Annotated in this window: 29 protein-coding genes and 1 other annotated feature; of the genes, 19 read left to right on the top strand and 10 right to left on the bottom strand. The window is 36.8% G+C overall.

The features are described from left to right. The first annotated feature begins 27 nt into the window (after positions 1 to 27). Positions 28 to 1,269: a beta-ketoacyl-ACP synthase II gene (fabF, locus tag ACIQXJ_RS00180; protein WP_401009811.1), complete on the top strand. Its 1,242-nt coding sequence runs from the start codon at positions 28 to 30 to the stop codon at positions 1,267 to 1,269. 96 nt (positions 1,270 to 1,365) lie between these two features. After that, complete coding sequence (locus ACIQXJ_RS24095; protein ID WP_483869679.1) at positions 1,366 to 1,596, top strand: YuzI family membrane protein; 231 nt, start codon at positions 1,366 to 1,368, stop codon at positions 1,594 to 1,596. Here the strand turns inward: ACIQXJ_RS24095 and ACIQXJ_RS00185 are convergent. After that, entirely contained in the window at positions 1,580 to 1,888 is a 309-nt protein-coding gene (locus ACIQXJ_RS00185; protein ID WP_403048407.1) for a hypothetical protein, read from the bottom strand. The two genes, ACIQXJ_RS24095 and ACIQXJ_RS00185, sit on opposite strands and share 17 nt — an antisense overlap. Positions 1,889 to 1,903: 15 nt before the next feature. Beyond that, positions 1,904 to 2,893: a tryptophan--tRNA ligase gene (gene trpS, locus ACIQXJ_RS00190; RefSeq protein ID WP_403048409.1), complete on the bottom strand. Its 990-nt coding sequence runs from the start codon at positions 2,891 to 2,893 to the stop codon at positions 1,904 to 1,906. A gap of 65 nt (positions 2,894 to 2,958) precedes the next feature. Continuing rightward, positions 2,959 to 3,190 (bottom strand) — a binding site (T-box leader). Positions 3,191 to 3,682: 492 nt separating this feature from the next. Here trpS and spxA point away from each other — a divergent pair. From spxA to pepF, 4 genes are all read left to right on the top strand, one after another. Further along, on the top strand, positions 3,683 to 4,078 hold the full coding sequence (spxA, locus tag ACIQXJ_RS00195; protein ID WP_024362527.1) for a transcriptional regulator SpxA: 396 nt from the start codon (positions 3,683 to 3,685) through the stop codon (positions 4,076 to 4,078). A 438-nt stretch (positions 4,079 to 4,516) separates the two neighbouring features. Then, a complete protein-coding gene (gene mecA / locus ACIQXJ_RS00200) occupies positions 4,517 to 5,185 on the top strand; it encodes an adaptor protein MecA (RefSeq protein ID WP_340826286.1) in 669 nt (222 codons plus the stop codon). Between the two features lie 178 nt (positions 5,186 to 5,363). Next, positions 5,364 to 6,485 carry a competence protein CoiA gene (locus ACIQXJ_RS00205; RefSeq protein ID WP_403048411.1) on the top strand — a complete coding sequence of 374 codons (1,122 nt, stop codon included), beginning with the start codon at positions 5,364 to 5,366 and terminating at the stop codon, positions 6,483 to 6,485. A 114-nt stretch (positions 6,486 to 6,599) separates the two neighbouring features. Then, a complete protein-coding gene (gene pepF / locus ACIQXJ_RS00210; protein ID WP_403048413.1) occupies positions 6,600 to 8,417 on the top strand; it encodes an oligoendopeptidase F in 1,818 nt (605 codons plus the stop codon). A gap of 612 nt (positions 8,418 to 9,029) precedes the next feature. Here pepF and ACIQXJ_RS00215 read toward each other — a convergent pair. From ACIQXJ_RS00215 to ACIQXJ_RS00230, 4 genes are all read right to left on the bottom strand, one after another. Then, positions 9,030 to 9,839 (bottom strand): ClpXP adapter SpxH family protein, encoded by an 810-nt coding sequence (locus ACIQXJ_RS00215; RefSeq protein WP_340826282.1) that lies wholly within the window; start codon positions 9,837 to 9,839, stop codon positions 9,030 to 9,032. Then, positions 9,832 to 10,239: a globin domain-containing protein gene (locus tag ACIQXJ_RS00220; RefSeq protein WP_173478079.1), complete on the bottom strand. Its 408-nt coding sequence runs from the start codon at positions 10,237 to 10,239 to the stop codon at positions 9,832 to 9,834. The genes ACIQXJ_RS00215 and ACIQXJ_RS00220 overlap by 8 nt, the downstream gene beginning before the upstream one ends. A gap of 252 nt (positions 10,240 to 10,491) precedes the next feature. Continuing rightward, on the bottom strand, positions 10,492 to 11,283 hold the full coding sequence (locus tag ACIQXJ_RS00225; RefSeq protein ID WP_403048415.1) for a lytic transglycosylase domain-containing protein: 792 nt from the start codon (positions 11,281 to 11,283) through the stop codon (positions 10,492 to 10,494). 42 nt (positions 11,284 to 11,325) lie between these two features. Then, on the bottom strand, positions 11,326 to 11,916 hold the full coding sequence (locus ACIQXJ_RS00230) for a CYTH domain-containing protein (protein WP_403048417.1): 591 nt from the start codon (positions 11,914 to 11,916) through the stop codon (positions 11,326 to 11,328). Positions 11,917 to 12,212: 296 nt separating this feature from the next. Here ACIQXJ_RS00230 and ACIQXJ_RS00235 point away from each other — a divergent pair, with 296 nt between their 5' ends. From ACIQXJ_RS00235 to ACIQXJ_RS00260, 6 genes are all read left to right on the top strand, one after another. Then, entirely contained in the window at positions 12,213 to 12,596 is a 384-nt protein-coding gene (locus tag ACIQXJ_RS00235; protein WP_173478077.1) for a UPF0738 family protein, read from the top strand. A 62-nt stretch (positions 12,597 to 12,658) separates the two neighbouring features. Then, positions 12,659 to 13,330 (top strand): GTP diphosphokinase, encoded by a 672-nt coding sequence (yjbM, locus tag ACIQXJ_RS00240; RefSeq protein WP_340826276.1) that lies wholly within the window; start codon positions 12,659 to 12,661, stop codon positions 13,328 to 13,330. After that, on the top strand, positions 13,327 to 14,121 hold the full coding sequence (locus ACIQXJ_RS00245; RefSeq protein ID WP_340826274.1) for an NAD kinase: 795 nt from the start codon (positions 13,327 to 13,329) through the stop codon (positions 14,119 to 14,121). Before yjbM ends, ACIQXJ_RS00245 begins: the two co-directional genes overlap by 4 nt. Further along, the gene (locus tag ACIQXJ_RS00250) at positions 14,096 to 15,022 is read left to right on the top strand and encodes an RluA family pseudouridine synthase (RefSeq protein ID WP_403048419.1); all 927 of its coding nucleotides are present in this window, start codon (positions 14,096 to 14,098) and stop codon (positions 15,020 to 15,022) included. Before ACIQXJ_RS00245 ends, ACIQXJ_RS00250 begins: the two co-directional genes overlap by 26 nt. Before the next feature lie 226 nt (positions 15,023 to 15,248). Then, positions 15,249 to 16,625 (top strand): magnesium transporter, encoded by a 1,377-nt coding sequence (gene mgtE / locus ACIQXJ_RS00255; RefSeq protein WP_403048421.1) that lies wholly within the window; start codon positions 15,249 to 15,251, stop codon positions 16,623 to 16,625. A 53-nt stretch (positions 16,626 to 16,678) separates the two neighbouring features. Beyond that, the gene (locus ACIQXJ_RS00260; RefSeq protein ID WP_403048423.1) at positions 16,679 to 17,104 is read left to right on the top strand and encodes a hypothetical protein; all 426 of its coding nucleotides are present in this window, start codon (positions 16,679 to 16,681) and stop codon (positions 17,102 to 17,104) included. A 66-nt stretch (positions 17,105 to 17,170) separates the two neighbouring features. Here the strand turns inward: ACIQXJ_RS00260 and ACIQXJ_RS00265 are convergent, their stop codons facing one another. Then, positions 17,171 to 17,695, bottom strand: a complete 525-nt coding sequence (locus tag ACIQXJ_RS00265; RefSeq protein WP_340826268.1) for a CotY/CotZ family spore coat protein — start codon at positions 17,693 to 17,695, stop codon at positions 17,171 to 17,173. Positions 17,696 to 17,829: 134 nt separating this feature from the next. On the opposite strand from ACIQXJ_RS00265, the gene ACIQXJ_RS00270 reads away from it, so the two are divergent. From ACIQXJ_RS00270 to ACIQXJ_RS00295, 6 genes are all read left to right on the top strand, one after another. Next, positions 17,830 to 18,234: a hypothetical protein gene (locus tag ACIQXJ_RS00270; protein WP_403048425.1), complete on the top strand. Its 405-nt coding sequence runs from the start codon at positions 17,830 to 17,832 to the stop codon at positions 18,232 to 18,234. Beyond that, the gene (gene spoVAC / locus ACIQXJ_RS00275) at positions 18,234 to 18,689 is read left to right on the top strand and encodes a stage V sporulation protein AC (protein WP_401009785.1); all 456 of its coding nucleotides are present in this window, start codon (positions 18,234 to 18,236) and stop codon (positions 18,687 to 18,689) included. Before ACIQXJ_RS00270 ends, spoVAC begins: the two co-directional genes overlap by 1 nt. Beyond that, positions 18,683 to 19,678 (top strand): stage V sporulation protein AD, encoded by a 996-nt coding sequence (locus ACIQXJ_RS00280; RefSeq protein ID WP_403048427.1) that lies wholly within the window; start codon positions 18,683 to 18,685, stop codon positions 19,676 to 19,678. Before spoVAC ends, ACIQXJ_RS00280 begins: the two co-directional genes overlap by 7 nt. A gap of 9 nt (positions 19,679 to 19,687) precedes the next feature. Next, on the top strand, positions 19,688 to 20,053 hold the full coding sequence (gene spoVAE / locus ACIQXJ_RS00285; protein ID WP_403048428.1) for a stage V sporulation protein AE: 366 nt from the start codon (positions 19,688 to 19,690) through the stop codon (positions 20,051 to 20,053). Positions 20,054 to 20,117: 64 nt separating this feature from the next. Beyond that, a complete protein-coding gene (locus tag ACIQXJ_RS00290; protein ID WP_401009779.1) occupies positions 20,118 to 20,279 on the top strand; it encodes a YjcZ family sporulation protein in 162 nt (53 codons plus the stop codon). Between the two features lie 192 nt (positions 20,280 to 20,471). After that, positions 20,472 to 20,720 (top strand): stage VI sporulation protein F, encoded by a 249-nt coding sequence (locus tag ACIQXJ_RS00295; protein WP_340826260.1) that lies wholly within the window; start codon positions 20,472 to 20,474, stop codon positions 20,718 to 20,720. A gap of 125 nt (positions 20,721 to 20,845) precedes the next feature. On the opposite strand, the gene ACIQXJ_RS00300 is transcribed toward ACIQXJ_RS00295, so the two are convergent. The 3 genes from ACIQXJ_RS00300 to ACIQXJ_RS00310 form a co-directional block, all read right to left on the bottom strand. After that, positions 20,846 to 21,274, bottom strand: coding sequence for a GNAT family N-acetyltransferase (locus tag ACIQXJ_RS00300; RefSeq protein ID WP_401009776.1), 429 nt, complete (start codon positions 21,272 to 21,274; stop codon positions 20,846 to 20,848). A 3-nt stretch (positions 21,275 to 21,277) separates the two neighbouring features. After that, complete coding sequence (locus ACIQXJ_RS00305) at positions 21,278 to 21,793, bottom strand: YjcG family protein (protein WP_403048430.1); 516 nt, start codon at positions 21,791 to 21,793, stop codon at positions 21,278 to 21,280. Between the two features lie 83 nt (positions 21,794 to 21,876). Next, positions 21,877 to 22,596 (bottom strand): alpha/beta hydrolase, encoded by a 720-nt coding sequence (locus tag ACIQXJ_RS00310; protein ID WP_403048432.1) that lies wholly within the window; start codon positions 22,594 to 22,596, stop codon positions 21,877 to 21,879. A 112-nt stretch (positions 22,597 to 22,708) separates the two neighbouring features. Here ACIQXJ_RS00310 and ACIQXJ_RS00315 point away from each other — a divergent pair, with 112 nt between their 5' ends. Next, positions 22,709 to 23,290: a phosphatidylglycerophosphatase A family protein gene (locus ACIQXJ_RS00315; protein ID WP_403048434.1), complete on the top strand. Its 582-nt coding sequence runs from the start codon at positions 22,709 to 22,711 to the stop codon at positions 23,288 to 23,290. The last annotated feature ends 1,001 nt before the right edge of the window (positions 23,291 to 24,291 follow it).

Below are 24,291 nucleotides of genomic sequence, written 5' to 3' on the forward strand. Positions count from 1 at the left end.
AGAAAATTGCTTGAGAGGAGTAAGACAATGAGTAAACGACGAGTAGTAATTACAGGAATTGGCGCTGTTACACCACTAGGGAATAGCATCGAAGAAACATGGGCAAACATCAAGGCTGGTAAATCAGGCGTTGGTGAATTAACGCGCTTAAATAAAGATCTATTTGCTGCCAAAATCGCTGCTGAAGTAAAAGACTTTGATATTGAAAAGTATATTGAACGTAAAGAAGCTCGCAAAATGGACCGTTTCACGCACTATGCACTAGCAGCGTCTATTATGGCGATGGAAGATGCACAGCTTACAATCGATGAAGAGTTAGCACCACGTGCAGGTGTATGGATTGGCTCTGGTATCGGTGGCATGGAAACATATGAACAACAATTTTTAACGTTCCAAGAGCGTGGTGCAAGACGTGTTAGTCCATTCTTTATTCCAATGATGATTCCAGATATGGCTTCAGGTCAAGTGTCTATTCACTTTGGAGCTAAGGGCATCAATTCTTGTTCAGTAACAGCTTGTGCATCAGGTACGAATTCAATTGGTGATGCATTTAAAGTAATTGAACGTGGCGATGCTGATGTGATGATTTCAGGGGGAGCTGAATCACCAATCGTGACGATGGCGGTTGCAGGCTTCTGTGCGAATACAGCATTATCATTAAATACGGATCCTCAAACAGCTTCTCGTCCATTCGATAAAAACCGTGACGGCTTTATTATTGGTGAAGGTGCAGGGATTGTTATTTTAGAAGAATACGAACATGCAAAAGCTCGTGGTGCAAAAATTTATGCAGAAGTTCTTGGTTACGGTTCAACTGGAGATGCGCATCATATTACTGCACCAGCTCCAGAAGGTGAAGGTGCTGCACGTGCGATGATTCAAGCTTTAGAAGACGGTGGAGTAGATCCTTCACAAGTTGGCTATATTAATGCACATGGAACAAGTACACCATACAATGATTTATTTGAAACACAAGCAGTAAAAACTGCTTTTGGAGAACACGCTTATAAATTAGCGATGAGCTCTACTAAATCAATGACAGGTCACTTACTAGGTGCAGCTGGTGGTGTTGAAGCCATTTTTACAGCACTAGCATTGAAAGAGGGCATTTTACCTCCGACAATCAATTTAACAGAGCCAGACCCAGAGTGTGATTTAGATTATGTGCCGAATGAAGCTCGTGAAGCAAGCATTGAATATGCAATGAGTAATTCACTTGGTTTTGGTGGCCATAACGCAAGTCTATTATTTAAAAAAATTGAAGAATAATAAAAAACGTCAGCCTAATTTATTAGGCTGACGTCTTTTTTTAAAAGCTAGCGAATAGAAAAGAAAGTAAGAAGAAATAGAAAGGATGCCGTTTATTTGTTTCGTCTTTTTATATTTTTAATGAGCTATGGATTAATGATACTTTCTATTGGCAATTTAATTTTATATTTGAATTACCGGACTCTTGGTTATTCCTGGTCGGTTGTCTTTAAATTTATTATGCATACGACAGAATTTTATATGGCAATTGGAGCCTGTATTGTGCTTTGTAGCGTTGTGCTCGATTTTGGTTTTGATCGAACAACTAATCTTAAAGATAAGGTATAAATGTTACAGGCACCGCTAATTCTACTGCTACTTTTTGGGCCAAGTCTTCACCTTGCGCATCATGATTTTTCGCTAAGTATGCCATACCTTCGATAAATGAATCTGTTTCTAGATCAATCCATTCACCAAACTTACACATCCATGTCGTCAGCTCAGCTAATAAAACATCACCTAAAGGAAGTTGTTCTAATTCTAAATTAGTGCGACAATGGCCACACCATAATGGATCAGCACCAAAGTCACTTTCTAACAGTAGGGCTTTGATTGCTTTATTACAATGTTCACAGTGCATATGCTAATTCCTTTCTTAACGACGTGTGCGGCCTAAGCCCATAGCTTGTTCCATGCGCTTTAAAGTTGCGCTCGCAATAGCATTTGCCTTTTCTGCGCCTTCATCTAAAATGATATCCAATTCAGATGATTCTACAAGGTTATAAAATCTTTCCTGAATTGGTGTAAGGTGATCGATAACTGCTGTAGCCACACTTTGTTTAAAGCCGCCATAACCGATACCATCATATCTTTTCACTAAATCATCAATAGATACACCTGTAATAGCCGATTCAATCGTTAATAAATTCGAAACGCCAGGTTTATTTTCAACATCAAAAGCCACAATACCATCAGAGTCAGTTACTGCTGATTTGATTTTTTTCTCAATATCCTTAGCTGAATCTAATAGCTTAATTGTTGCTTTTGTATTTGGGTCGGACTTGCTCATTTTTTTTGTAGGCTCTTGTAATGATTTAATGCGAGCCCCTGCTTTTGGTAATTGAATTTCAGGAATTGTTAAAACTTCACCATAGCGTTTGTTAAAGCGCTCTGCAAGGTCACGTGTTAGTTCAATATGTTGCTTTTGATCGTCCCCTACAGGAACAATATTCGTGTTATATAATAAAATGTCAGCCGCCATTAATGGTGGATATGTTAAAAGAGCTGCAGAAACCGTTTCCTTACCATGTGATTTATCTTTGAACTGCGTCATACGCTCTAGCTCACCGATAGAAGCAACGCATTGTAGCATCCATCCTGCTTGCGCATGTGCAGGTACTTCTGATTGGATGAATAGTGTTGACTTTTGTGGGTCAATACCAGTAGCGATATAAGTAGCAGCTAAATTACGAATGTTTTGACGTAGCTCCTTTGGATCTTGAGCAACGGTAATTGCATGTTGATCAACGATACAATAAATGGCATTCCCTTCATCCTGTAATGCTGGGAATTGCTTGAATGCACCAAGATAATTTCCTAATGTCACAATACCAGTTGGCTGTACGCCTGAAAAAATTGTTGTCATAATAAGTTCCTCCTCGGGTTTCGAAAAATAAAAAAACATCATGCGTCCTCATTAGAATTTACTAATGAAGGGACGAATGATGTTCGAATCCGCGGTACCACCCTGCTTGCCTAAAAGGCCACTTAGCTTCGTAACGTGAAGAGACGAGCTTTGCTAATAGGTATCAAGTGCTTACTTGTACGTTCACAAAGCTAACTCGGAAGTCCATTCCAAATGCGTACATGATCTGTTTCCAGCAACCACAGACTCTCTATACATGTATATTGCATATGTACTACTCTTCGTCAGCGTTTTTAACTACATTATTAATGTAGATGTTTTGCGCAAATGCGCTTTTCTTATTGCACCACATTATAGTATAAAGACTTAGCTAAATGCAAGCCTGAAAAGTCAGACTTTAGACTGAAATTTTTTAGTTTTGTAAAAAAAAGCAACCTACATTTTGAATGTTGCGTCATAATTGTACATGTCTAAGTGACATTATTCTCGTTTGTATTTTTTAATTGAGAACAACTAGTTTCAGTATATTCATGTTTAAAATGATGTGCTAATGGGAATATTATTATTAGTTCGTTGGACATGCAAAGGAATAGGATACTTTAAGGTAGTATTAAAAGACAGAATATTTTGTAACAAAGTCATTTACTATGCATTCTTTTTTTCCTTGGAACTATATTCAAATACAGCTGAGTGCTGTATAATGGAACTGTAGTTTTACATTACATTAATTCTAATTTAACAAAATGGTCTATAGATAACGAATACAAAGAGAAAGGATGTGTCAGTATGATAGTTACTTTATTTACATCACCAAGTTGTACGTCTTGTCGTAAAGCGAAAGCATGGTTAGAGGAGCATGAAATCCCATATACAGAACGTAATATTTTTTCTGAACCGTTAAGCATTAGTGAAATTAAAGAAATTTTACGCATGACGGAGGATGGAACAGATGAAATCATTTCAACTCGTTCTAAAATATTCCAAAAGTTAAATGTAGATGTTGAAAGCTTACCATTACAACGCTTATATGAACTAATTCAAGAATATCCAGGATTATTACGACGACCAATTATTTTGGACGAGAAACGATTGCAAGTAGGCTATAATGAAGATGAAATTCGACGATTTTTACCACGTAAGGTTCGGGCTTATCAATTACAAGAAGCACAGCGCATGGTGAACTAAAATCCTCCTATATTGCATAGAATAAATGTATTAGGTGTTACAAATGCAGAAGCATGCATGTTGTGACATCTATTTTTTTATGTTTTACTTATGTAAAAACCTTCAAACAAAACTAATAATTAATAGGTTAAAGTCATATATTTCCCTAAAAGTATGTTAAACTTGATTTAATCAAAATAGTTTACTACAATTTCAATAATTCAAATATCTTCTTTGAAATGGTGTATATCCTTTTCATTTTATGAAAGAACAGCATACAATAGAATTAGAGACAACTGTGAACAAAAAAATTTATGATTACAGTTACTCGATGACTTTCTGTGGTGTGGTCAAAGGTTGAAAAACAAGGGAGTATGAAGGTTAAAAACAATGAATCAAAGCATACTAATTAAATAATACTGTTTTTCGACAAATGACAGTGAAGGGAGATGAGGTCTAGTGGACATCGAACGTGTAAATGAAAATACACTCAAGCTCTTTATTACGTACAATGATATAGAGGATCGCGGCTATAGTCGTGAAGAAATTTGGTACAACCGAGCAAAGGGTGAGCAACTTTTTTGGGATATGATTGATGAAGTAAATACGGAAGATTATTTTGATGTAGAAGGTCCGATTTGGATTCATATCAATGCGTCGGAAGTAGGCTTAGAAATCATTGTCACACGTGCACATATTTTAAAAGACGGTGAAACATTAGATGGTCATTCACATTATGATGAACAAAAAAGTATGTTTGCCCCATTCGACGAAGTAGGAGAGGATCTTCTTAGTCAATTAACTCAATTTGGTGACATGGATGAATCAGAGTTATTTATGGATACAGACATTTATGTTTATAAATTTAAAGATATCGATGAGTTAATCCCCGTTGCAAAACGGATGACAGACGATTTAGTGGATTCCTCATTATTTAAATATGAAGGTTGTTACTATTTAGTAGTAGACTTTGCGAACGCAGATGACGATTTAAATCGTCATGATAAGAACGCAGTCATTAAAGAGTTTTTAAGCCCTTCCAATTTCACAATTCATCGTCTTGAGGAATATGGCGAAAAAATTATGGAATACGATTGCTTTGAAACTGTTCGAAAATACTTTAGTTAACATCTTTTAGCTTCTGATTGTTATCAAGACCTTTCAGACTGTAGGCACACTCAAAGATTTGAGTATGCCTACAGTCTTTTTTTTAGTGGTAAAAATCAAATTTGAAAGAAAAGCAGATATTTAGTTGGCTTAAAGGATAACTTTATTTACAATGGGTGCAAAAAGGAGAAAGATTGATATGCTAATTGCCTATACAGAGCAGCAGCAATTATTTGTCTCATATCAACATTCGAGAGAAGCTTTGCAAAAGTATCGCCAGTATCAACAATTTTTTTGCCCTCAATGTCAGCAGCCTGTTCAATTAAAAATTGGTCAGCTTAATATCCCGCATTTTGCTCATATTGCTAGCCAATCGTGTGAACGACGATTTTCGGAAGGAGAATCACTGCTCCATTTGCGAGGAAAAATTCAATTATTTGAATGGTTGAAATCACTCAGGCATACAGTAGAGCTGGAGCCATTTTTAACGAAACTGTCTCAACGACCGGATATTTTACTACAAAGCAAACAACGACCGATTGCGCTTGAATATCAATGTAGCGCGATAACAAATGAAAACTGGCAGTTACGAACTGAAGGATATGAGAAAAATAATATCCAAGCTTTATGGCTTTTTCAAACACCACAGAACAATTATACACCGCAAGCTATTCAAAAAATTAGAATTTCTCCCATCCACCAAAACGTTATTAGTTATTCATCAAGCAATGTGCCATATTTAGTTACATATGATGCAAGAGCAGCTAAATTTAATTATTGGACGAATCTTCTTCATGTTCACGGGCATACTTTTATAGCGAACGTACTCTATATTCCACTTGAAACACAGAAATTTCCATTTTATGAGCCGAAGTCAATTACGTATGAAGCATTTATTGTTTACTGGCATATTTATAAAAGAATATGCCAACAGTATGTGAAGCAACGTTTAATGCGAAGCAAAAAAGGCGTTCAAGACCTTTTTCTACGAAGCTGCTATGAATTAAAATATTCACTCAATGCGTTGCCGAATTATATAGGCGTACCTGTTAAAAATGCAAAAGCTATTCCGATTTTTTCAATTGAATGGCAAGCAATCTTGTTGGATTTTTGCAGAAAAAGACAGTTACTACCATGTGAGATGAGTAAAGAAAAAATTCAATTGTTTCTTACGCTACTCAATTTAGAGCCTACAAATTTAAGAGTGCAAGCTATTGAAAACTATGGAAAGCTGTTAGGGCATAGTTTCCTTCAAAAAGAATGCAGTATGGAAATTTTGGGAAAAGTATATGAGCATTTGTATAGTCACATAAAAGTTTAAGAAACCTCATGAGGAGGAAAAGGTAGGTAGATTATTATTTGCAATTGTCGCAATATATTGAGAAAATGTTTAGAGTAAAGGAAAGTCAAAGTCATATATAAAGGGGGCTGGCTCATGGCTAGTAACAGCAATCGAGTTTTAATGCGAAATGAAGTACCGGTAGAGTTAACCTGGCGATTGGAAGATATTTTTGCCACTGATGCACTATGGGAAGAGGAGTTTAAGAAGGTCGCAGAACTAGCAAAAAAAGCACCTAGCTATGCAGGTACTTTAAAAAATGGTTCCGATGCCTTATTAGCTGTATTAACATATTACGATGAAATTTATCAGCGTACAATGAAACTGTATACGTATGCACATATGCGTAATGACCAAGATAAAACGAATAGTTTTTATCAAGATTTGTATGGTCGTATTCAAACGCTAGCAACCAATATTTCAACGGCACTATCATTTTTAACGCCTGAAATTTTATCGTTAAGTGAAGAAACAATCGAAAGCTATTTAGCAGAAAATCAAGATTTACAATTATACAAACAATCATTAAAAGAAATTTCAATGACTCGTCCTCATGTACTACCTGCTGAACAAGAAGCATTACTTGCGCAGATGGCTGAGGTTACAGGCACTGCTTCAAATACATTTGGCATGTTGAACAATGCGGATTTAGTTTTCCCTACAGTGAAAAATGAGGATGGGGAAGAAGTTCAGCTCACACATGGTAATTACATTAAGTTTTTAGAAAGTAAAAATAGAACGGTTCGTGAAGCAGCATTTAAAGCGATGTATGAAACGTATGGTAATTTTAAAAATACATTTGCTGCTACATTGACAGGCAATGTAAAAAAACATAATGTCAGTGCCAATATTCGTAATTATGATTCTGCACGTCATGCTGCAATGTCTAATAACTTTATCCCAGAAAGTGTATATGACCAATTAGTAGAGACAATTCACAAGCATCTACCAGCTATGCAGCGTTATATTGCTTTGCGTAAAAAGTTATTAGGTGTGGATGAATTGCATATGTGGGATTTATTTACACCACTTGTCCAGGAAGTTGACATGAAAGTGCCATATGAGGAAGCTAAGGATATTTTAGTGAAGGCGCTAGCACCACTCGGTGAAGAGTATCAAAGCATTGTACAAAGTGGCTTCGATAATCGTTGGGTTGATGTTTTGGAAAACAAGGGGAAGACTAGTGGTGCTTATTCATCTGGTACTTATGGTACAAATCCTTACATTCTTATGAACTGGCAGGACAATGTAGATAATTTATTCACATTAGCGCATGAATTTGGACACAGTGTACACAGTTATTACACGCGTAAAAATCAGCCATATGTCTACGGGGATTACTCAATTTTTGTGGCTGAAGTAGCCTCTACATGTAATGAAGAATTATTGAATGATTATCTGCTAAAAACAATAGAAGATCCACAGCAGAAAATTTATTTATTAAACCATTGGTTAGACAAGTTCCGTAGTACGGTTTTCCGACAAACAATGTTTGCAGAATTCGAACATATGATACACCAAATGGACAAAAATGGTGAATCATTAACAGCGGAACGTTTAACGGAAGTATATTATAATTTAAATAAGCTTTATTTTGGAGATGCAATCGTAATTGATGAGGAAATCGGTCTGGAATGGGCACGTATTCCGCATTTCTATTACAATTATTATGTATATCAATATGCTACTGGAAAATCTGCTGCCACTGCATTAAGTAAGCAAATTTTGGAGGAAGGTGAACCTGCTGTAGAACGTTATATTAATAACTTCTTAAAAGCTGGTTGCTCTGACTTCCCAATTGAAGTGCTAAAAGCAGCAGGTGTTGATATGAATGTGGCAAAACCAATTGATGATGCTTGTAACGTATTTGAACAACGGTTAAATGAACTTGAAAAGTTATTGTTAAATAATTAATTTGTATGGCTGTAGTAAGATTACTACAGCCATTTTCTTTGCTAAGTAGAATAGATCATTCTAGAAAAAAATAATTAATAATGTTTTTCTTAGATTTACAAATGAAAAAAAGTAACCATCTTGAAAAAATACTGTATTGTAATCGCTTTCTATATGACAAATTTGTGAATCTAAAGCAGGATACATTGCTTAATTTATTATTCCATGATAAAGTGAATCTTGTGAAATAAATCACAAAACAAACATACACCCCTTTGTTTGAACGTGAACATTTCTCCCATCCCCTTTGTGAAAAAGAGGCGTCTCTATCTGTCGAGGATAGAGGCGTCTCTTTTATTTTAGGTCTTTGTTGCTATCAGCAAACCTTTTTTGTGCCTTTAGTAGTTTTTTTACTAACTATCTCTTTTACTATTTTTGCAAGAGGTGCATTATTTTATTGCTAAGACTATTGAAACAACCTTTCTACTATCAATAATGTTTTTGAGGCAGTGCTTTGCTTAGCAGTAGAAAATCAACTAATCTAATTACCAGTTTTATAAAACAAAAAAAAGGATAGGTCTCTGTCATATAATGAGCGAGTTCCTAACCTTTTGGAATAAAAGTATAATTGCATTATTTAAGACGCCATAGTGTAGCGTGATCTGTTTGAATACGTTCTATCTTTTGTTGCAGCATACGTTTTTTTAATTCACGTTCAGCTGCTTGTTCTGTTAATGAATAAATAAAAGCTATGTCATTTGTAGAAAGTGTTTGAAACTTTGAAAACAACTCTTCAATGGTTGGTAACGTTTGGCGTATAAGCTGCTCGTTCATCATCTCTTCTAAAATATGTTCATAAACTTCATAGGAATAGCTACCACTCACTTTTAGACCTTCATCTTCAATGCATTCATTGAAAAATACGATGCTAGGTACTTCATCCACTTCCATTTCCCGCTTTATATACAAATCGCATTGGAAGGCGCGTGCGGCTTCTTTTGAACCAAAGTCTACCACAAATTCATTCATATCTAATTGAACATCCTCTGCTATTTTTAAAAGCGTTGCATAGGAATTTACATCTTGATGGTTCAGTACAACATATTCCTGTAATTTCGACAAATAACGAGCTCCTGCGCGTTTACCCTGTAACTCTGCCGCCTTTATAGCTATAGAAGGTAAAACAGGGTGATTAATATCCAGTTCAATCCCTGATTCACAACCTTTCATGCGCTTGCTCAGACAATTAAGCGAAGATAGCTCTGTGCTTAATACAATGCGCCATGAGAAATAATGATTGTACTCTAGTTGAAGTTTACGAATGATGGATTGCATACTAAAAGCTTCAGGACAAAGTGGATCTACGAAAATATACAATTCAATTGGCTTATTAGCAGTAGAAATCGTCGGTGTTGGTTCTTGCAACATTTGAATATTATTCACGTAATAATTCCCCCTCATCGTCATTAGGTGTATTAATCATGTGATGAGCTGTTAATACTAAACGGTGGTAATAGGTTTCACGGAACTTTCCTTCCAAGCCAACTTCATCCATTGCTTCGGCCATACATTCTAGCCAAGCTTGGGCACGATCGGGTGTAATTGGAAAATTCATATGACGCGCACGCATCATTGGATGTCCGTGCTCTTCAGTAAAAAGATTTGGACCGCCTAAATACTGTGTTTGAAATTGAATTTGCTTGCGTGCTGTCTCTGTTAAATCTTTTGGGAAGATTGGTATAAGTTCAGGATGCTGTGCAACTCTTTTATAGAACGCATGTATGAGTTCAGAAAGTTTTTCAGCGCCCAGCTCCTCATAAGGAACAGTGTATTTTCGACTCATAAGTAAATGCTCCTTTTATTCTTTATAGGAAGTATATCGTAAAGTGCAAATCAATATGTTGATGTACAATTTTAGCTAATACTATGTTGAATAGAAAAATGTGAATATCTTGTGACTACCTTCATTCTATCAACGTCCATTCGTTTACACAAACAAAGAGCACTTTGGAAATGTTTTCGCTAGAAAAGCACAAATTTCACCAACAAGGGTGAAATTTGCTGAAAAAGACCGTAATTACAGGTTTTATGCGATTTATACAGTGTAGTAATTCATCACTTTTTTGACATAATTCTGTGTTTCTTTAAATGGTGGGATTCCATTATATTTTGTTACACGAGAAGCACCAGCATTATATGCTGCCAACGCAAGTGTTGGGTCATTATCGAATTTATCGAGCATTTGACGCAAATATTTGGCTCCTGCCATAATATTTTGTTCAGGATCAAAGGAATTCGTTACACCTAAAAATTGTGCTGTCTTAGGCATTAATTGCATCAAGCCTTGTGCTCCTGCATTACTGACAGCTAATGCGTTAAAGTTAGACTCTTGCTTTATAACGGCTGCAATAAGCTTGGCAGGTACATTATAGGTAGCTGCAGCCTTGTCAATAATATCGCCGTATTTGTTTGCTCCAGCAAGTGAATTTGCATAGGCAGTTGATCCAATAACATCATCTGATACATAGGAATCAAGACTAGTGCTGGATTGCATTTTTGCTAACGTAGCCTGGATAGAAGCAGGTATATATACTGAATTTGATCCACTATAGAGCAATGATTGGAGCGAGTTATTTGTTGTCCCTCCAGACATGCCTGTTAAACTACTAAGCTGATCCATGAAATTTGTAGAGCTTGATGAGCTCATTCCAAGTAGACTAGATAATTTTGCACTGTTAGTTGTTGTGGCATCGCCTAACATTTCTTCAATCATATCAGAAAATAATGAATTGCTGTTTGTGAAAGAATTGGATGAAGTATTTTCTGTAGAACCAAGTGTTTGCAGTGCCTGAATTTCAAGCATCGTTCTTAAAGATTGGATATCCAATTAGTTGGTCACCCTTTCGTTTGTACTATTAAGTAGCTGTAATTATTGTTTCTTAATTGATTGTAGTGCTTTCATAAAGCGGGCGATCTTTTTTTCAGCCATTTGTTTTTCTATACCATATTGCTGTAGAAATTCGTCGAAGATTGCATTTCCTTTTATTTCATCTTTTGATTCATATTCTACCTCATAATCGTCACACTGCAAATAAAAAGAATGATCAAATACAAGAAGTCCGTCTTTATAAGGAATTTCGACACGATCTGTTGTAAGTGAACCGAACACTGCTAACTGCTCTAGTGGAATATTGTGTATCGCTAGTCTTTTTGCAACTTCGGGCGCATAAAAGCCTTGACCTGCAAGCATTTTTTCGGCATGCGCTGCAGTTAATTCGTCCGTCGTCTCTAAATGTACATGTTTTGAAGATTTTTCTTTTAATGTACATTCATAATAATTGTCTATTATTCGAATACGTAGCCCACTTTGCAATTTTCGAATAGCATTAGATGGTGTGTCGAAATAATGATTTGTTTGACGATGAATAGCATTTTTTTCGATTTGGAAATCTTCTAGCAATTGCTCATATTGTTGTTTGGTTAACACATTTTTAAATTCAATTTCAAGTTGTTGTGCCATGTATGCTCACCCTTTATTATTAGTATTTAAACTTGATTCAGCAGAAGTCCGCCAAATTTACACCTGATTCAGTGAAGGCTCAAACCCCAGCTGAATCAAGTTTAAGGTCTCTTGCGGTGGTCTCAGATTTTAAGAAGAGCTTTTCAAATAGGCCCGAAAATAATCTGGATGCACATACACCGAGACGTAATAGATTTTTAACCTGAGTTTACTTGTAGTTTTGCAATTACACACTGCAACTATTTACCCCATATGATAAAATAAGAGGAAGAGAACGACGAAAAGGGGACCCACATGTGCGTAAAATATATACAATAGAATCATTTTATTTTGAAAACCAGCAACCTCATTTTAGTTTAAACGACAATAATAAAAATTTACAGTTAAAGCCTGCTGCTCAATTAATTGCAGACTCTGATGATTTTGCTTTTATTTATTTACTTGATGCAGGAGAGGACTATCATTATTTGCGTTTTCCACTGACTAGTTGGGAGAATCTTGTACATATTTTACAAGCTAAGCAAAACCCAATGTTAAAAATAGATGAGGAAGTAATTGAACTTACAAATTTTTACGATGAATTGGAAATGCTCGTGTATAATATTGAAGGAAATTACAATTACGGAGCAGAATTTGTTCAGGCAGTGGAACAACACTTCAAGGCAGTTCTCGCTGAATAAAAAGACAAAACGAACAGACGGTGTTGCTTTTGTTCGATACCGAATGTCGGGAGGTTTTAGCGATGGGACAATGGGAGATTTTTTTAAGTCCTTATAAACAAGCAGTAGATGAGTTAAAAATAAAATTAAAAGGTATGCGTTCCCAGTTTGGCATTGTCAATGCAAATTCTCCAATAGAATTTGTTACAGGACGAGTAAAGCCACTGGCAAGCATTTACGATAAAACGTTAGAAAAAGGACTAGCCTTTGAACCTTCGAAACAACTTGGCGACGAGCTTGGCGATATTGCGGGTGTTCGTATTATGTGCCAATTTGTAGATGATATTTCGACTGTGACAGAGCTAATACGACAACGTAAGGATATGCGCGTTGTTGAAGAGCGCGATTATATCACCCATAGTAAACCAAGTGGTTACCGTTCACATCATATGATTGTGGAATACCCCGTTGAAACCATTCAAGGAAAAAAGGTAGTGCTAGCTGAGATTCAAATTCGTACATTAGCTATGAATTTTTGGGCATCAATAGAACATTCACTAAATTACAAATATAAAGGCATGTTTCCAGAGGAAATAAAGAATCGTCTGCAAAGTGCCGCAGAGGCTGCATTCCGGTTGGATGAAGAAATGTCATCGATCCGTAGTGAAATTCAAGAAGCGCAGGCCTATTTTAGTGAATATAAAGAGGCATCGAATCCTAGTTTACTATCAGAGAAGGAGCGTGACTCACAATGAAATTTTCCATTCAATCACGTAGAGATGCACAATCAAATGAATTAATGGAGCTAGCAAAAACATATTTGCAAGATTTTGGATTAACATATGATGAAGAGACGCCTGAAATTGTTGTATCAATAGGTGGGGACGGAACGTTATTACATGCCTTCCATCGTTACTCACATTTGCTAGATCAGGTTGCGTTTGTCGGTATTCATACAGGTCATTTAGGATTTTATGCGGATTGGAAGCCTTCGGAATTAGAGAAATTGGTGTTATCCATTGCCAAGAAGGATTTTAATGTTGTCGAGTATCCATTACTGGAAGTAAAAGTAGAGCATCATAATACAGATTCCAATACTTATTTGGCATTAAACGAAGCGACGGTGAAATCACCGGATGTTACGCTCGTAATGGATGTAGAGTTAAACGGGAATCAGTTTGAGCGATTCCGTGGCGACGGTCTTTGTGTTTCGACACCTTCAGGTAGTACAGCCTATAACAAAGCCCTTGGAGGAGCTATTATTCATCCAACATTAGCGGCGCTTCAAATTACTGAAATAGCATCTATAAATAATCGTGTTTTCCGTACAGTTGGCTCACCATTGATTTTACCAGCACATCATCACTGTGTTTTACGTCCAGTTAATGAGCAAAACTTTAATATGACAGTTGATCATATTCAAGTTACACAAGGCGATGTGAAATCCATTGCTTTTAATGTAGCCAATGAAAAAGTTCGCTTTGCACGCTTTAGACCTTTTCCATTCTGGGAACGTGTGCATGAATCATTTGTTGCCAATGAATAATAGCGATACACGTTTTACGCTCCGTTTTCTAGCGGAAAAGGATGGCCAATTATTACGTGAAGCTTTAGCTGAGTGGCAAATATCCAAACGAGCCTTAACAGCTATTAAATTTGAAGGGGGTTTATTGACGATCAATGGTACCGAACATAATGTACGTTACCCTCTTCATATAGGCGATCAGGTAGAAGTAAAATTCCCACCAGAAGAGAAAAGTGATGGGCTTGCTATTGAATATGGCAAGCTTGCTGTTATTTACGAGGATGAGGCTCTGTTAGTGCTCGATAAACCAGCACATCAAAGTACCATTCCATCTCGTGAGCATCCAACTAAAAGTATTGCAAATGATGTTTGCGGCTATTTCGAACAACAGAGTTTAGCTTCTACCATTCATGTTGTAACAAGACTTGACCGGGATACATCCGGCTTGTTATGCATTGCGAAACATGCGCATATTCATCATCTGATGGGTCTAGCCCAACGCCTTGGTGAAGTGTCACGTGAATATGAAGCAATTGTACATGGACATTTAGCAGAAGATTGGCAGTCTATCGTGGCGCCCATTGGACGAAAAGAAACAAGTATTATTGAGCGTGAGGTACGACAGGATGGCCAATATGCTCACACGGATGTAACAGTGTTACAGCGTTTTTCTGTTCAAGGAGAGCCGATGACTCATATTCGCTTAAAGTTGCATACAGGTCGAACACACCAAATTCGTGTGCATATGAGTTATTTGGGTCATCCGCTCGTTGGTGATGATTTATATGGAGGGAGTCGCGAACTGATAGATCGGCAAGCATTACATTGCGTATCGTTATGTTTGCAGCACCCTCTAACAAAAGAGAAGCATTATTTCACTAGTCCGATAAAGGATGATATGCAACAAATATTAAATAATTGAGGAGGTGTTCGCATAAACGGGCATCTCCTTATCATTTTTACTAAAAATAATTATCTTAATAGCATGTTAACAGAAAAATAAGCAATTGTAGGGTATAGTATAGTAGAAAGTTGATGTTATCTAAAAAAAGAGTTTGCACAAACCGTACATGCACACTATTATATAAAAGGTAGATTTACATCAACGTGTGTAAAATGAATTCAACGCTCGGAAGGAGGGGACAAGCATGATAGAGGAAAGAAATGAAAAGGATGATGTGCAATTCGACGAGGCACATTTACGAGGTATGCTCGAGACCAATAATATTACCGCATTCCGTGATGAGTTTTTAGAACTTCATCCATATGATCAGGCAACGTTTTATGAAAAGGTGGAGCCTGATATACGAAAGATCATCTATTCGTACTTGTCTCCGACGGAAATGGCTGATATTTTTGAGGCAATCGAATTAGATGATGATGAATATAAAGCATATTTAGCAGAGATGGACCCCGCATATGGTGCAGAAATGCTGTCCCATATGTATGCAGATGATGCCGCAGATGTCTTAAATGAGCTGGATATGCAACAACGAGAAAGCTACTTAGGCATGATGGATGAAGAAACAGCTGGAGAGATTAATGAGCTTTTGAGCTACGATGAATATACAGCTGGTTCTATTATGACAACTGAATACGTTGCCATTCCTGAAAATTCTACAGTTCGTTCGGCCATGGCGATATTACGTAAAGAGGCACCGAATGCCGAAACGATTTATTATATTTTCGTAGTGGATGAGGCACATCGACTTACAGGTGTTATTTCTCTACGTGATTTAATTATTGCAGACGAAGATACACTTATTCGCTCAATTATGAATGAACGAGTTGTAATGGTACATGTTGGAGATGACCAAGAGGAAGTAGCACAAATTATGAAAGATTATAATTTCTTGGCGACACCGGTTATTGATGATAAAGGTGAGCTTTTGGGGATTATTACAGTCGATGATATTATCGATGTTATTGATGAAGAAGCATCTGAGGATTACTCTAAATTAGCGGGTATTTCAGATATGGATAAATTTGATACAAGTCCTTGGCAAGCGGCGAAAAAACGATTGCCATGGCTTGTCGTATTATTGTTTTTAGGCATGCTAACAGCGAATTTAATGGGGCAGTTTGAAGATACATTAGATAAGGTTGCGCTACTGGCTGTCTTTATTCCACTTATCTCGGGTACATCAGGGAATAGTGGGACACAAGCATTGGCTGTTGCCATTCGAGGTATTGCTACAGGTGACGTTGAAGAACATAGCAAAATGAAACTGTTACTTCGAGAGGCTGGTACTGGAATTTTGACTGGTATTGTTTGTGGTATCATTGTAATCGGTATTGTATATATATGGAAAAACGAATTAATATTAGGCATGCTTGTAGGTGCAGCTATTTGTGGTTCTATTTTAGTGGCAACTCTTGCTGGATCATTTATCCCATTATTGATGCATCGTATGAAAATTGATCCAGCTGTTGCATCAGGTCCGTTTATTACAACGTTAAATGATATTACAAGTATTTTAATTTATTTAGGACTAGCGACAATGTTTTTAAGTCAAATAGGCTAAGAACCAATTTCTTCATTTTTGCATATTGTAGGGAAAAAAGGGAAGTGATAATTGTGGAGCGAGAGCCACGCTTATATATAAAATCACCAACTTATTTCTTAAACATTTCCAAAATGCTACATGAACTTGATTTGGATGAAAGTACGTCTGTGTATGTAAGGGATCAATATGAAAACGAGTCGAGTGAAGAAGAAACGTTGCCAAAACAAAGTGAAGATAAAGTAGAAATACAAGTACAAGAACAAATTGATGAATATATAATTAAACAGTTACATTTTTTGGAAAAACCATTTCGTCAAAAGGCCTATCAGCCATTATTAATTAGTTTAAAAGATGGCAGAAAGTTGAGTGGAACTGCCTCTGATATGCAAGTTGATTCACTTATGTTGACGTCGAGGGAATTCAATACGCAAGAAATTATTTACTTTGAAGATATTGAACAAATATTATGGCGAGGAAAACAATTGCCAACATTATAAAAAAAGTGTACAGCAGAGGATGCTGTACACTTTTTTTTTATGTGTAGTGTGTCAAAGGAGAAAGACTTAATCACAAATCCCTAAGTCAACATCAGCGATACATTGTACAGCGCAGAAACAAGATAGATCCACAGTAATACAGCTATCAGTTGAGTTCCAATCATCTACTTTACAAATTTTCTTCATATTGACGCAGCAGCCATCACGACTTAATAAGTCAACTGTGCTTTCAGTAGAATCATAAGTACATAAAGGTTCTAAAACACGTAAAGTAGCACAGCATTCATCAAACATATCTTCGACACGGAAAAATACTGATGTACATTTACATGGATCTGCTGATGGTGAGCTAAAGAATGCTTTAAATGGAGTACCGTCTTTTGTAATTAACATGAATACGCGTGTATCTGCTGCTGAACGTGCAGGACTTACAATCCCGCCTAGTGGTTCTAAGAAACAATTTGCTGTACATGGGGAACACTCATCTCGCACCGCTTGATTTTGAATATCTAAAATTGCACGAACTACGTCACAAACGCAGCCTGCTGAATGGATAGGTCCAATAGGATTTGTTGGTTTACCACAACCCATATCGTCACCTCCTTTCTTTCTAACTACTTCTACAATATGTACTTTTAAAATAAGGAATCGGGCTTTCGTTTACTTATTCAAATGAATAGTTTTTTTCTGTGTGGAGAAACTGTGAAGAAAAGGAGGGTAAATACTTGAGGTTATTAAGAATGATGTTGCCTCTATTAGTCTGTATGACATTGCTTATTGGATGCACGGAAAAAGAAAAATTTATTGTCTATGGTTCTCCGCAAAACGAAGAAGAGCTTGAGTCCTTATTAAAAGAAGAAAAATTTGTTGAAAAATCAACTGTTATTCAATATGACGATAAAATGCTTGTAGCAGTGCAAATTAAACCAATAAAAAAATGGAATAAGACTAAATTAGAGAAAAAACTACAAAAGAAGTTTGATGAAAAATATCCTAACAAAGAAATTTCCGTTTCAGCCGATTATAAAATATTTTATGAAGCAAATAAAATAAAAAAGGATCAACTTGAAGATAATAAACTAAGCGAAAAAATTACTGAGCTAGAGAAGCTTGCAAAGGAGGAAACATAATGGAAAAAGAGCAATATCAAAAACTTGAGCAAAATATAACACCGACTCCACCCTACTTAAAAAATGCTGTAAAAGCATTCATAGTAGGAGGTCTAATTTGTACAATCGGACAAGCAGTTTCTCTTTTTTATATGGTTTTCTTTAATTTCACGGAAGCAACTGCGGGGAATCCAACGGTAGCAACAATGGTGTTTTTCGCAATGATCCTGACTGGCTTAGGTTTATACAAAAAAATTGGTCAATTCGCTGGAGCTGGTTCGGCAGTGCCAGTTACAGGGTTTGGTAACGCCGTTATATCGGCTGCAATTGAACATAAATCTGAAGGTCTCGTACTTGGTGTTGGCGGCAACTTATTCAAATTAGCTGGATCTGTTGTGTTATTTGGAGTAGTATCTGCATTTTTTGTAGCACTTATTAAATATATTCTTGTGACGATAGGGGTGGTTTCATGGTAATCATATTTCCATCAAAACCATCGTTGTTAGCTGGTGGCGTGGTGGCAGGACCGTTAGAAGATCGTAGTACGTTTAAACAATATTTTGATACAATTTACGACGATGAGCGCTGGCAAATGGAAACAAATGAACAAGGCCATCGAAAAATGATTGAAGAAGCATGTGAAATTGTGCTGAAAAAAGGTGAGATCACAACTGGAGAAGTCGATTTTTTATTAGGTGGCGATTTAGTTAATCAAATGACACCTACTAATTTTGCTGCAAGGGAATTAGCCATCCCTTTTATCGGACTATTTTCAGCATGTGCTACCTCTGTTTCTGCTGTTATTGTAGCTAGCCTTTTAACAGAGCTTGGAGCAGCGAATTTATCAATTGCCGGTGCTTCAAGTCAGCATAATGCGATTGAACGCCAATTTCGCTATCCTATCAATTATGGGGCACAAAAACCTCAAACGGCGCAGTGGACAGTAACGGCTGCTGGGTATGCACTTATTGGTAAACATCGAGAAGACGCTCCATGTATTGAAGCGGCGACAGTTGGAAAGGTTATTGATTATGGGATGGATGATCCATTTCATATGGGCGCTGCCATGGCACCTGCAGCCTTTCAAACAATTAAGTCTCATCTTGAGGAGCGTAAACAAGAAATTTATCATTATGATTTAATTTTAACGGGTGATTTAGGACAGCTTGGCTTAAAACTTCTTAAAGGGATGCTTGTTGAGAGTGGCATAAAAAATGAAGAACTAACACTTTTACGCGATGCTGGAGCAGAATTTTACGGTCAAGATGAAGCATTTCAATCTGGGGCAAGTGGAGCAGGCTGTTCAGCGGCTGTTTTTTTTAGTTATGTTATTCAAGAACTCCGAGCAGGCACATATAAACGTGTGCTTCTTGTTGCGACAGGTGCGCTACTATCTCCACTTTCATTCCAACAAAAAGAAACAATTCCATGTACGGCACATGCGATAGAAATTACAATGAAATGAGGCAACAGCATGGTTACGACATTTATTTTTGCATTTATTGTAGGAGGCATTTTCTGTGTTATTGGTCAATTATTAATGGATGTTGGTAAATTGACACCAGCACATACATTAAGTACGTTAGTTGTCGTTGGTGCCATTTTAGATGGAATGGGTTTATACGAGCCGCTAATTCATTTGGCGGGTGCAGGTGCTACAGTACCTATTACATCATTCGGTAACTCCTTAACACATGGTGCAATGGCGGAAGCAGAAAAACATGGATTAGTAGGCGTGTTAACTGGAATGTTTGAAGTAACAAGCTCAGGAATCAGCGCTGCTATTGTTTTTGGTTTTATAGGAGCATTAATTTTTAAACCAAAAGGGAATATTGACTAGACGAATACCCCTCTCTAATCTGCAACTTTACATATTATAGGTTGTAGAAGGGAGGGGTGCTTTTATGGGATATCAGGGCTGGTGTGCACAACCTTATGCAGGGATGAATAGCTGGAACAATAATTATTGTGGAGGTAATAACAATAGTGGCTATGGCTCAACGTTTGTCTTAATAGTTGTCCTATTCATTCTTCTAATTATTGTTGGTGCTACTTTCGTTAACTAATTTTCTAGCAATTAGTGATTTATAAAATGTTTTATATTATTTAGGCTTTAACTTTAATTCTGTGAGTATATAAATAGCTTACTAAATTAGGTTAAAGCCCCCAACCGTTGTCATATTTGTTTTGTGCAAAAGCTATGCGCTACAAATCATTAGCGACAATGATGTTGAGGTGGAATTGATAGGAGGGGGAACATGCATCGCTCGTTTTTTAATTCGATTGAGCAAAAGACAGGCGTTTCAATGGATGAAATCTTTGCATTAGCAAATGCAATTCAACATGCTGATTTTACCAATGAAAAACAAGTAAGAAAAATTGTACGTCGTGTTGGCAAAGTGTCTAATAGACAAATCACACAAGAGCTTGAAGATAAAATAGTAAAGTCTATTATTCAAGATGGTGCTTCACTAGACTTCGACAAGCTTGCTAAAATGATGAAGTAATGCTGAAAGCTAGCATTATTTAATATATAAAAGAGCTTAAATGGCTACTTAAAATAGAAAACTATTTTCTAAGAAATAAAAAAAGGTGTTACGATTATGCTTTGGCATATCGTAACACCTATTAATTAAATCATTTTTTCCATTGCTCGATGTGGTATACCGGCATCCATAAATTCTGGAGATGTTACCGTATAGCCAAGCTTTTCGTAAAAAGGAACAGCGTAGCTTTGCGCATGAAGTTTTAATTTCTTCTGGTCAATGGAAGTCGCGTAGTTTTCCATCTCCTTCATTATTAAGGCGCCCAGTTTTTTGCCGCGCTGACTTTGCAAAATACATACGCGTTCAATTTTTGCAGTATGTTCTTCAATGCTACGGAGACGAGCAGCACCAACAGGTTCATCGCCCTCATACATAATGAAATGTGTTGCTGTGTCATCTTGCGCATCACATTCTAAATGAAGTGGAACACCTTGTTCCTCTACAAAAACCTTTTTTCGAACAGCAAATGCATCGCCATGTTCTTTCTCTGTTTCAACAATCTTAACGTTATACAAAAATTATTCAGCTCCAGTCAATCGGAATGTTTCATATGTTGTCCATGACCCATCTTCCAATTGATATAAAAGATGAATACGATCAATAGTATCTTTTTCATCAACCCCTGTCATGCGGAGTTGGCCAAAAATATCATCATGCTCTGAATCAGTCATTTTTTGTGCAATTGTAATGTGTGGGACAAAAACATGTTTAGAATCCCCAAAAGGAATTTTTTCTTCAATCACACGATGGAATGCTTGTAATTGTTCAGTTGGTTCGATGCGGAAATAAATCGCATTTGTTGTTGGGAAAAACGAACTAATGCGTGATGCGTGAATGCTTAAAGGTGCATGATTGGCAGCAATGTCATCTAATTGCTTCACGATGGATTGAATATCCTCTTCCGTTGCATCAAAGCTGTCCTTTAATGTCATATGCGGTGTAATCTTTGCATAATGCGGATCGTAACGTTTGCGATACGTGTTCGCTAAATCTTGCAATTTTTTTGATGGAAAAGCCACAATTCCGTACTTCATAGTCCATTACCTCCCGTAAATAAACAATTTTTCTATCTAAGTATAACAGAAAATTAAAAATACGTAATTTGAATCGCCCAACATTAATTGAAATTTTCAATTAATGCACGTCTTAAATCAGGTTTCCAATATTTCCATGTATGATTTCCATCGAACTCTTCATAAAATGTAGAAAAGCCTTTGCTTAACATAAGATTATGCAACTGACGATTTGGTGTTAAGAAATCTTTTACAGTTTTATCCATTGTCACGACTTTATCTTCGTTTTTTCCAACGATATGATAAATAGAAATTGCCCCCGGATCTTTGAAGTGTTCAACAGCTTTCAGTACATCTTCGTCAACATAAGGTGATTGCAAAATAACTTTTCCAAAAATGCTTGGATACTTTAAAGCAGCCATTAAGGAAGCGGTTGCAGCCATAGAATCACCAATGACAGCGCGACTCATACCCATCTGGTACGTTGCATATTCAGCATCTAAATAAGGAACAAGTTCATGTGCTAAAAAGCGCAAATAAGCTTCGTGTTGTTCACCACTCGGAATATATTTATGACGGCGATCTTTAATATCTTTATATGGAACAAATGCAATGATTAAATTCTCGATTTCATAGTCATCGATAAGTTCATCGGCTAGTTTTGTAATACCTCCTAGTTGGAAATAGTCCTTACCGTCTGATGCGATTAAAATATTATATTTGTATAGTGGAGAATAATTAGCAGGGACATAAATATATAGCTCTAATTCCTCCTGCAATGCTTCACTATAGAATTTTAAATCTTGTACAGTTCCCTTATCCAATGATGACACTCCTTCATGTGTTTGTGACAAAATTGTACCATATTACGTAAGTAAAGGTATAATAGGTTGGGCTAGCGTTATACTAGCAAAAAATCTGAAATGAGGGTTAGTTATGCATGATAAAAGTATTCGCGTACATTCAGAAGAAGTGGCGAAAGCAGCTCAAGCTGCACTAATTCGTCGTGGTGTAGAGTTAGAGGACATTGCTGAAATTGTTTATGAAATGCAAAAATCCTACAATGTAGGGTTAACATTAGAGCATTGTATTCATTCGGTTGAACGTGTATTGCGTAAACGTGAAGTCCAGCATGCACTATTAGTTGGAATAGAGCTAGATGAATTAGCTGAAAAAGGGCTATTATCATCACCTCTTCAACAAATTATCGAATCCGATGAAGGATTATTCGGAGTAGATGAAACAATTGCGCTGGGGTCTGTGTTTACATATGGAAGTATAGCTGTAACAACATTTGGACATTTAGATAAACAAAAAATCGGTATCATAAAAAAACTCGACACAGAGCCAGGACATCATGTTAATACATTTTTAGATGATTTAGTTGGCAGTATTGCAGCTTCCGCAGCCTCACGTATTGCTCACCGTATGCGTGACTTGGAAGAAGAAGGCGAAACATTTGCAGATATTGAGCCAGAAGAGCTTGGTCCAAAACCAAAACCACATAATGAAATTTAAAATGTTGTTTAAATAAAGAACTCCTCAAAAAGTTTTGGGGGAGCATAAAATGTCGACAAAGGCATCAAGAAGTTTCAATCTTGATGCCCTTTGTTGTTTTTTCATGTTGGTAGTCATAAAGTAGAATTTCTCCACCAATGTTCAGTTGATTGAAGTGAAGGGCGTCGACTCCTGTGGGAACAGCACAAAACGTAAGACGCAACAAACCGCGCGTAAGCGAGGGTTGCGGCTTACGATGTGCCCGCGGAAAGCGCCGCCCGTAACGGAAATCAACGGCAGAAGTCTTTTATATTTAATTGGACTAAACCTTTTTATCCCATAACCACAAATTTTTTATTGAAAGTAGCCTGTTTACATTGCATATTAAGTTGATTGAAGTGAAGGGCGTCGACTCCTGCGGGAACAGCACAAAACGTAAGACGCAACAAACCGCGCGTAAGCTAGGGTTGCGGCTAACGTATGTGCCCGCGGAAAGCGCCGCCCGTAGCGGAAATCAACGACAGAAGTCTTTAATATTTATTTCGACTAAACCTTTTTATCCCATGACCACAAATTTTTTATTGAAAGTAGCCTGTTTACATTGCTTATTAAGTTGATTGAAGTGAAGGGCGTCGACTCCTGCGGGAACAGCACAAAACGTAAGACGCAACAAACCGCGCGTAAGCGAGGGTTGCGGCTTACGTTGTGCCCGCGGAAAGCGCCGCCCGTAACGGAAATCAACGGCAGTAATACCCTTGGACGTTATAGTGTTGAATGATTTTTATGACCTATTAGCAATTTTCCACCCTCTACATAACTTGAATAACATAACTTGATATTTTATTTGAGACGGAAGATTTTTTATTGGTAGAGTGATACTCGGAGTATACTTGAAAAATTCTTCAGAAGACAAATCAAATTCATTGTGATATTAGTCGACTTTATTGATAATATAATTAAATAAAGTTTTGTAATAATGATGTAAGAAGAGAGGTACTGAAAATGAGTGACAAAGATATTAA

Origin of the sequence: Lysinibacillus sp. NPDC097868, assembly GCF_044761135.1 — a bacterium.
GTDB lineage: Bacteria > Bacillota > Bacilli > Bacillales_A > Planococcaceae > Lysinibacillus.

What these genes read in the sequence shown, in the direction of transcription:
- fabF (WP_401009811.1), top strand. Translation starts at nt 28, where the DNA reads ATGAGTAAACGACGAGTAGTAATTACAGGAATTGGCGCTGTTACACCA.
- ACIQXJ_RS00185 (WP_403048407.1), bottom strand. Translation starts at nt 1,888, where the DNA reads ATGCACTGTGAACATTGTAATAAAGCAATCAAAGCCCTACTGTTAGAA.
- trpS (WP_403048409.1), bottom strand. Translation starts at nt 2,893, where the DNA reads ATGACAACAATTTTTTCAGGCGTACAGCCAACTGGTATTGTGACATTA.
- ACIQXJ_RS00205 (WP_403048411.1), top strand. Translation starts at nt 5,364, where the DNA reads ATGCTAATTGCCTATACAGAGCAGCAGCAATTATTTGTCTCATATCAA.
- pepF (WP_403048413.1), top strand. Translation starts at nt 6,600, where the DNA reads ATGGCTAGTAACAGCAATCGAGTTTTAATGCGAAATGAAGTACCGGTA.
- ACIQXJ_RS00220 (WP_173478079.1), bottom strand. Translation starts at nt 10,239, where the DNA reads ATGAGTCGAAAATACACTGTTCCTTATGAGGAGCTGGGCGCTGAAAAA.
- ACIQXJ_RS00230 (WP_403048417.1), bottom strand. Translation starts at nt 11,916, where the DNA reads ATGGCACAACAACTTGAAATTGAATTTAAAAATGTGTTAACCAAACAA.
- yjbM (WP_340826276.1), top strand. Translation starts at nt 12,659, where the DNA reads ATGGGACAATGGGAGATTTTTTTAAGTCCTTATAAACAAGCAGTAGAT.
- ACIQXJ_RS00245 (WP_340826274.1), top strand. Translation starts at nt 13,327, where the DNA reads ATGAAATTTTCCATTCAATCACGTAGAGATGCACAATCAAATGAATTA.
- ACIQXJ_RS00250 (WP_403048419.1), top strand. Translation starts at nt 14,096, where the DNA reads ATGAATCATTTGTTGCCAATGAATAATAGCGATACACGTTTTACGCTC.
- mgtE (WP_403048421.1), top strand. Translation starts at nt 15,249, where the DNA reads ATGATAGAGGAAAGAAATGAAAAGGATGATGTGCAATTCGACGAGGCA.
- ACIQXJ_RS00265 (WP_340826268.1), bottom strand. Translation starts at nt 17,695, where the DNA reads ATGGGTTGTGGTAAACCAACAAATCCTATTGGACCTATCCATTCAGCA.
- spoVAC (WP_401009785.1), top strand. Translation starts at nt 18,234, where the DNA reads ATGGAAAAAGAGCAATATCAAAAACTTGAGCAAAATATAACACCGACT.
- ACIQXJ_RS00280 (WP_403048427.1), top strand. Translation starts at nt 18,683, where the DNA reads ATGGTAATCATATTTCCATCAAAACCATCGTTGTTAGCTGGTGGCGTG.
- spoVAE (WP_403048428.1), top strand. Translation starts at nt 19,688, where the DNA reads ATGGTTACGACATTTATTTTTGCATTTATTGTAGGAGGCATTTTCTGT.
- ACIQXJ_RS00290 (WP_401009779.1), top strand. Translation starts at nt 20,118, where the DNA reads ATGGGATATCAGGGCTGGTGTGCACAACCTTATGCAGGGATGAATAGC.
- ACIQXJ_RS00295 (WP_340826260.1), top strand. Translation starts at nt 20,472, where the DNA reads ATGCATCGCTCGTTTTTTAATTCGATTGAGCAAAAGACAGGCGTTTCA.
- ACIQXJ_RS00305 (WP_403048430.1), bottom strand. Translation starts at nt 21,793, where the DNA reads ATGAAGTACGGAATTGTGGCTTTTCCATCAAAAAAATTGCAAGATTTA.
- ACIQXJ_RS00315 (WP_403048434.1), top strand. Translation starts at nt 22,709, where the DNA reads ATGCATGATAAAAGTATTCGCGTACATTCAGAAGAAGTGGCGAAAGCA.